5 protein-coding genes and 2 pseudogenes are annotated in these 6742 nt (G+C 42.9%); 6 read left to right on the top strand and 1 reads right to left on the bottom strand.

What is annotated here, in order from left to right:
* From IQ242_RS27130 to IQ242_RS13100, 5 genes and pseudogenes are all read left to right on the top strand, one after another.
* A pseudogene (locus tag IQ242_RS27130) lies at window positions 1-318 on the top strand (transposase); the annotation flags it as partial.
* Window positions 313-702, top strand: a pseudogene (locus IQ242_RS27125) (SDR family oxidoreductase); the annotation flags it as partial. The pseudogenes IQ242_RS27130 and IQ242_RS27125, both read left to right, overlap by 6 nt.
* 396 nt (window positions 703-1098) lie before the next feature.
* On the top strand, window positions 1099-2334 hold the full coding sequence (locus IQ242_RS13110) for a DNA sulfur modification protein DndB (RefSeq protein WP_002761759.1): 1236 nt from the start codon (window positions 1099-1101) through the stop codon (window positions 2332-2334).
* A gap of 443 nt (window positions 2335-2777) precedes the next feature.
* Window positions 2778-4379 carry a DNA phosphorothioation system sulfurtransferase DndC gene (gene dndC / locus IQ242_RS13105; protein WP_193960270.1) on the top strand — a complete coding sequence of 534 codons (1602 nt, stop codon included), beginning with the start codon at window positions 2778-2780 and terminating at the stop codon, window positions 4377-4379.
* Between the two features lie 121 nt (window positions 4380-4500).
* Window positions 4501-5193: a M15 family metallopeptidase gene (locus IQ242_RS13100; RefSeq protein ID WP_193960269.1), complete on the top strand. Its 693-nt coding sequence runs from the start codon at window positions 4501-4503 to the stop codon at window positions 5191-5193.
* A 257-nt stretch (window positions 5194-5450) separates the two neighbouring features.
* Here IQ242_RS13100 and IQ242_RS13095 read toward each other — a convergent pair whose 3' ends face one another.
* Entirely contained in the window at window positions 5451-5855 is a 405-nt protein-coding gene (locus IQ242_RS13095) for a response regulator (protein WP_193960268.1), read from the bottom strand.
* Between the two features lie 82 nt (window positions 5856-5937).
* Here IQ242_RS13095 and IQ242_RS13090 point away from each other — a divergent pair.
* Window positions 5938-6742: DNA gyrase subunit A (locus tag IQ242_RS13090; RefSeq protein ID WP_305070280.1), on the top strand; the 805-nt coding region annotated here is incomplete at its 3' end.

Raw genomic sequence — 6742 nt, 5'->3', positions numbered from 1 at the left:
TACTGTGCGGTTTTAGTAAATTTAGATACGGGAAAACTAATAGCTATTCTAGAGAAGCGAACACAAGAAGAATTGAGAGAAACGCTTACAGGGTGGGGAAAAGAGGTGTTAGAGCAAATCGAAGAAGTCAGCATAGACCTTTGGTTGCCCTATAAAAATTTGGTGAAAGAATTGATGCCATCGGCCGAGGTAGTCGCCGATAGATTCCATGTAATGAAACAAATTAATCAAGAGTTAGACGAACAGAGAAGAGCAGAAAAAAGAGCGGTAGAAACGGCCCAGGGAGGTATGGAGAAATTCTGGGCAACCTTTTTAGCAGTGCGTGGCTCCCTGAAAACTTTGGCCAAGGACGGTTCTATTACCCTGACATCCAGCGTCACTATCTTCAAATATTCCAAAATGGGCGGAATTTCCGTCATAGCCGCCGCTAATAGTGCCGTAGCCGTATTTGGACGCGCCCTCGCCCTAGAACTCGCTCCTATTCGCGTTAACGTTGTTGCCCCCGGATTAATAGAAGATACAAGCATCTGGACCAGTCAAGGTGATTCGGAACTCTCCGACCTGAGCAAATGGGCGGTTTCTGCTCTACCTGTCGAACATTTAGGGCAACCCGAAGAAGTCGCCCTAGCAGTATTGAGTTTGATTATCAACCCCTATATGACCGGTGTGGTTTTACCCGTGGACGGTGGAGTTACTCTTTAATCCCTAACCAGACTTAAACCCTCAACCCGGGAAAGTGATACTAAATCCTGTTTAAAGGGCATAGGAGGGACGGGGGAGCCGGTTTTTAAAGTTGGATTAAGGGTTGATCATAGTACATAAGTTCCGTAGTATGCGATCGCTGTTTTGGGTATCGTACCTATACCCTACTGAATTTTACCTATCAATCCACTTTTCGACTGCAAAAAGAAAAATCAGTCCATATATTGACTGCAAAAACGGTATGTTAACTTTATATGGGATATTGACAAGCCTAAAAGCTTTCTTTAAACTAGATTCAGTGCATAAACAAAAATTCCGATAAGTACCTATTGCAGTAGGACTTCTCGGACGTTTGTATGTACTTAATTGTTTTTGGACATTTTTTCAAGGTTAATTATGACTCAGATCACATCGGCTGTCAATGACGACGGCTACCGTTCCAGTGCTGACCTCGTACACTGTCAAAGACAAGATGAAGCGCAGACTTTAGCTTTCGCTGATTCGGCCACATCAGGAGCGAGAGTTTTTATTTGTCATGTTTACGAACAGGGGGGAAGAACTCATCTAGTTTTTTCTCTACCTTGTAGTCTGCTGATTGAATTGGCAAAATTACAAAGTGCTGAAGCTAAAAAGAATAAGTCTAATGCGGATGAAGTCATGAACAGACCACTTATTCCCCAGCACGTTAACGAGATTGCAAAGTATTTGCTAGAGACAGATCAGTATATTTTGCCCCCATTCATCTTTAACTCGAATACACCGATCAAAGTTTTTACCTATGGTGCAGGTCCAGTCAAATTCGGTTATGCTGTTATGCCAATAGATGTAGAACTTTATGTTACTGATGGTCAACATCGGTTAAAAGCGATCGAAAAAGTTTTACCTGAAAAACCTGACTTGCGTAACGACAGCGTAACTGTGCTGGTGGTTCAAGAAGCAGATATGGATCAAATTCATCAAGATTTTGCCGATTGTGCGAAAAATAAACCCATCCCTCCTGCTTTATTGGCTGCTTTCGACGTTACCGATCCTCTTGCTAAGTTGACTCGGACAATTACTAAAGATTTAGTCATTTTCAATGGACGGATTGATAAAATCTCTCGTACTATCGGAAAAGACACCAAATATATGTTTACTATGAGTCAGTTAAGAATCGGTGTCGCTGAATTTCTTTTTGGTTCATCTCGAAAACCAGTTATAGAATCTCATTTTCGTCAAAGTAAGAGTGAATTTTTGCTGATGTTAGAGAGACTGAAGATTTTTTACACAGAATTCGCCAAAAATAACGATACTTGGCGACTTTTGCTACAACCTGCATCTCAAACGGTCAATCTCAACTTATACGATCTCAGACAACAGCGCGTGGACTTTAATACGGTTGGGTTTCAGGTACTCAGTCGCATTGGACATTTCATCTTTTTTGGCCAAGAATTCACTGATTTACAGCGAGAAGCTCTAATTAAAGCACTTGCAGGTTTGGATTATACCCGTGACTCAGCTTTATGGCTAAATAGTATCGTGATTGATGATGCTGGTGCTAAAAAGATAGTTACACAGACAACGGCAGTCGATAAAGCGTTTAAAATCGCCAGAGATGCTGTAAAAGAGAAAACTGGGATAGTTTTAATCTAGTTTCGAGTAGATTTAGAGCAATTCAGTCTTATCTCCTTTCTGAAATCACAAGCAGAGATCGAGCAGTTTTGCTTTATCTCTCTTTTTGTGTGCCTATTGATAGGTTTTACTAATAGCCCACATTCCGCACCCTAAAGTGTCACATTGAAAATTTTATCTAAATCGTCAAAACGATTGCCGGCTCTGAATTACAGGCTAATTTGTTGGATCAGCAGATGCACAATTAGCCCTAAAAATCTGATAGCTCTGATACCAAATTATTGAGATAAACTCTCATTAAGCTGGCGATCGCTGACTAGAGTGTGACACTTCATAATTCTTAGTAATCGCTAAAAGTCTTACTATACAAGGGCTAGAGCAACTTTTGATTTCAACGACTAGGGTGCGGAATGTGGGTAATAGACATACAGTATAGAGAGGAAAACTTTAAAAGTATATATGTAATGACCGCAATCCAAACCTCTCTACTACCGAATCGTACTATTGATGAGTTCGTAGAAGATATTAAACTACTGACTCAAGAAGTACAAAAGCTCTACTGTTTAGATGAGATTCCTTGGATTATTGGTGTTTCTTGGGGAAAAGATAGTTCAGCAGTTTTACAGTTAATCTGGAATGCGATCGCTGCGTTACCATTAGAGAAGCGACAAAAAACTATTCATGTCATCACCACCGACACAATGGTTGAAAATCCCATTGTCTCTGCATGGGTTAGAAAGTCAATGGAAAAGCTGGAAAAAGCTTCAGAAGCTCACAGAATGCCATTTAAATCACATTTACTCTATCCTGCTGTGGAAGATCGCTTTTGGAGTGGATTAATAGGTAAGGGTTATCCTGCTCCCCGTTTGAAATTTCGTTGGTGTACTGGAAGACTGAAAATTAACGCTTCTAATAACTTTATTCGTGAAGTCATCAGAAATTGTGGGGAAACAATATTAGTTTTGGGAATCCGCAAAACAGAAAGCTCTCGTCGTGCTAAGGTGATGGAAAAATTAGAAGCTAAAAGACTTCGTGAGCGTTTGAGTCCTAATGCAAATATGCCCAATTCTCTCGTTTATAGTCCCATAGAAGATTGGCGTACTGATGAAGTATGGATGTACTTAATGCAGTGGGAAAATCCCTGGGGAGGAGATAACAAAGAATTATTAGCAATGTATAGAGGAGCGACTGCGGATAATGAATGTCCCCTAGTGGTAGATACTTCCACTCCTAGCTGTGGAAGTTCCCGTTTTGGTTGTTGGGTTTGTACTTTGGTAGATAAAGATACATCTCTGAGTATGATGGTTCAGAATGACCAAGAAAAAGAATGGTTACAACCACTCGTAGAACTTAGAAATGAATTAGACCTTTTGGATGATAGAGAGAAACGGGATTTTCGCCGTATCTTTGGGAAAGTACAATTATTTGAAAGAAACTTAAATGGAGAAATATCGATCGAACCCATACCGGGACCCTATACTAAACAATGGCGGGAATATTGGCTGAGAAGGGTATTAGAAGCTCAGGAGAGCGTGCGTACTAATGCGCCAGAGGAGATGAAAGATATTACCCTAATTACCACGGAGGAACTCAGCGAAATTCGCCGGATTTGGAGGGAAGAAAAGCACGAATTTGATGACCAATTACCGAAGATTTATAAACAAGTGACTGGAGAAACTTTTCAAGACCCGCGACCGGGAGCGGATAATAATCTTTTGGGGAGTGAAGAATGGGATATACTCGCGGATATCTGTGCCGAGGATTCCATGCACCTAGAATTATTGGCTAAACTGATCGATACAGAACGTCAATATTTTCTCAAAATCTCTCGCAAGGGTATTTACAAAGACCTAGAAAAATGCTTTGAGTCTAGTTCTCGTAGTAAAGAGGAAGCGATCGAAAATGCTCGTTATGTCTATGATCTAAAGAATGCCGCTCAAAGTGGCAATATTGCTCAGGTGAAAGAACAACTCAAAGAGAGTTTTAGTGAACCGGAAAAAGACCCGCAAAAACAGTTAACTTGGGCCAGTATGAAATTCCCTACAACCGTTGAGGAGGAAGAATAACGGATTTATTTTACCCGTAAACGTCCCTGGATTTTCCCGGCCGCATTTCCCCTATCTAGTCTTTCCGGTAAACTGGCGATCGAGTTGACCATCAATAAAATTACTGTTTCTCGACGACGCGATGAAACCCTACCAAAAAATTCCTATTCGTGAATGTGGGGAACCCCTAGTACCTATACCCGCAGATAAGTTTGTTATCCCTTCTCCCCATGCTTACGAGAAATTAGGAGCTAATTATCGGGGTAAATCTCCCTATTTTTTGCGACAAGGGGTGTTAAATGCTCTGATTGACGCTCAAAACCGTCTGCAAGTCTATCAACCCGGTTGGCAAATTTTGATTTTTGATGCCTATCGACCGATCGAAGTGCAACAATTTATGGTCGATTATAGTTTTCAGACTCTCCTAGACACAAGAGGATTAGCCAAAGAGAAACTATCGGAGGCAGAAAGTCAAGCGATTTTAACAGAAGTTTACACTATTTGGGCGGTTCCCAGCGATAATGCCGCCACTCCGCCTCCCCATAGTACCGGAGCGGCGATCGATATTACCCTGGTGGACGAGCAGGGACAAGCCATCCCCATGGGGGGAGAAATCGATGAGATCGGAGAGCGATCGCATCCCGATTATTATATCGCCGCAAAAAGCCCACGAGAACAGGGTTATCATCAAAAACGAGTTTTATTGGCTAAAGTGATGGAGGAGGCGGGATTTAGCCGACATAAGGGGGAATGGTGGCATTTTTCCCTAGGGGATCAGATGTGGGCCTGGTCGCTCGATCGAGCCTACGCCATCTATGGCAGAGTGGAGGATTAAGTAGGGTTTGCGGCAAAAAGTTTCTTGTGGGGACAGGGTGTAGGGTGTAGGGTGTAGGGTGTAGGGTTTTACCGATTTTGAGGGGGTCAATTACCTAATTTTCAGGGGAAAAGTCCAGGAATTTTCCCCCCAATCACTCCCGTCGCCGGTACTTTTGGATTGACAAAAGGTCTAAAAGTCTTACCCAACAAGGTTTTTAGATTTATTCAGCCCACCCTAGATAAATACTGATATACTAACAAAAGAAGACTCAAAGCTTAGACCAGCTTCTGATCGACGATCGCCAAAATTTGCTCAACAAAAGCTTGGTGATCCACCACCGGTTTAGAAATATAACCATCGGCCTGACTCTGCTTGAGAAAATTCTCTCGATCGCCTTCCATAGCGTGAGCGGTGACGAGAATAACGGGTAAATCGGCGGTTTCGGGGTTAGCTTTGAGAATTTGGCTGATTTTAATGCCATCTACCGCTTTCCCTTCATAGACACTATGGGAGAGGGAGACATCCATTAAGATCACGTCCACTTCCTTATCCCGAGCAATACGAAGCACTTCTTCCACGTCTTCAGTCCCTTTAACCTCTAGACCACCTCGTTTGGTCAAAATTTTGGCAAAAACGCGAAAATTAATCGGGTCGTCTTCTACAATCAAAACAGTCGTCATAGGGATGCTCAGGGATAAACAAGGTTAAAACGGACAAAATGCCTTATGATTCACAGCTAGACAGATTGAAAACGAGAGACTCATGGCCAAACAACTGGATTTCTTAGCTAGTGGTCAAATTATACCCACGGCCTTACACCAAGAGATGGAACGCTCCTATCTAGAATATGCCATGAGTGTGATCGTGGGGCGAGCCTTGCCGGATGTACGGGATGGCTTAAAACCAGTCCATCGTCGCATATTATACGCTATGCACGAACTGGGTTTAACTCCCGATCGCCCTTTTCGCAAATGTGCGCGGGTGGTGGGGGATGTCTTGGGTAAATATCATCCCCACGGCGATCAGTCAGTGTACGAAGCACTGGTTCGTATGGTACAGGATTTTTCCAGTCGTTACCCACTTTTATCGGGCCATGGTAACTTTGGTTCGATCGATAACGACCCCCCGGCAGCCATGCGTTACACAGAAACCCGTTTGGCTGGCATCGGTGATCAGGCGGTTTTAGGGGGAATTAGCGAAGCGATCGTTAATTTTAGCAGTAATTTTGATAATTCTCAACAGGAACCGGTTGTTTTACCCGCTCAGTTACCGATACTGATTCTTAATGGTTGTTCGGGTATTGCGGTAGGGATGGCGACTAATATCCCTCCCCATAATTTAGGGGAAGTGGTGGAAGGTTTAATCGCTTTGATCGATAATCCCGATTTAAGCGAGGAAAAGTTAGTAGAAATTATCCCCGGGCCCGATTTTCCCACGGGAGGCGAGATTTTAGATGATACCGGCATTCGCGAGGCCTATCGCACCGGTAGGGGGATTATTCCCGTGCGCGGAGTGGCGAAAACTGAAACAATTATCATTGAGGGCAAGCGCCGAAGGGAAAGGACGG

The organism is Microcystis sp. LEGE 08355, from assembly GCF_015207185.1.
Taxonomy (GTDB): Bacteria; Cyanobacteriota; Cyanobacteriia; order Cyanobacteriales; family Microcystaceae; genus Microcystis; species Microcystis panniformis.
The sequence above is the reverse complement of the archived record's forward strand: the minus strand, read 5'-3'. Positions and strand labels throughout refer to the sequence as shown.

Excerpts from the sequence above, each read along its gene's own strand:
- IQ242_RS13110 (WP_002761759.1), top strand. The coding sequence starts at position 1,099 with ATGACTCAGATCACATCGGCTGTCAATGACGACGGCTACCGTTCCAGT.
- dndC (WP_193960270.1), top strand. The coding sequence starts at position 2,778 with ATGACCGCAATCCAAACCTCTCTACTACCGAATCGTACTATTGATGAG.
- IQ242_RS13100 (WP_193960269.1), top strand. The coding sequence starts at position 4,501 with ATGAAACCCTACCAAAAAATTCCTATTCGTGAATGTGGGGAACCCCTA.
- IQ242_RS13095 (WP_193960268.1), bottom strand. The coding sequence starts at position 5,855 with ATGACGACTGTTTTGATTGTAGAAGACGACCCGATTAATTTTCGCGTT.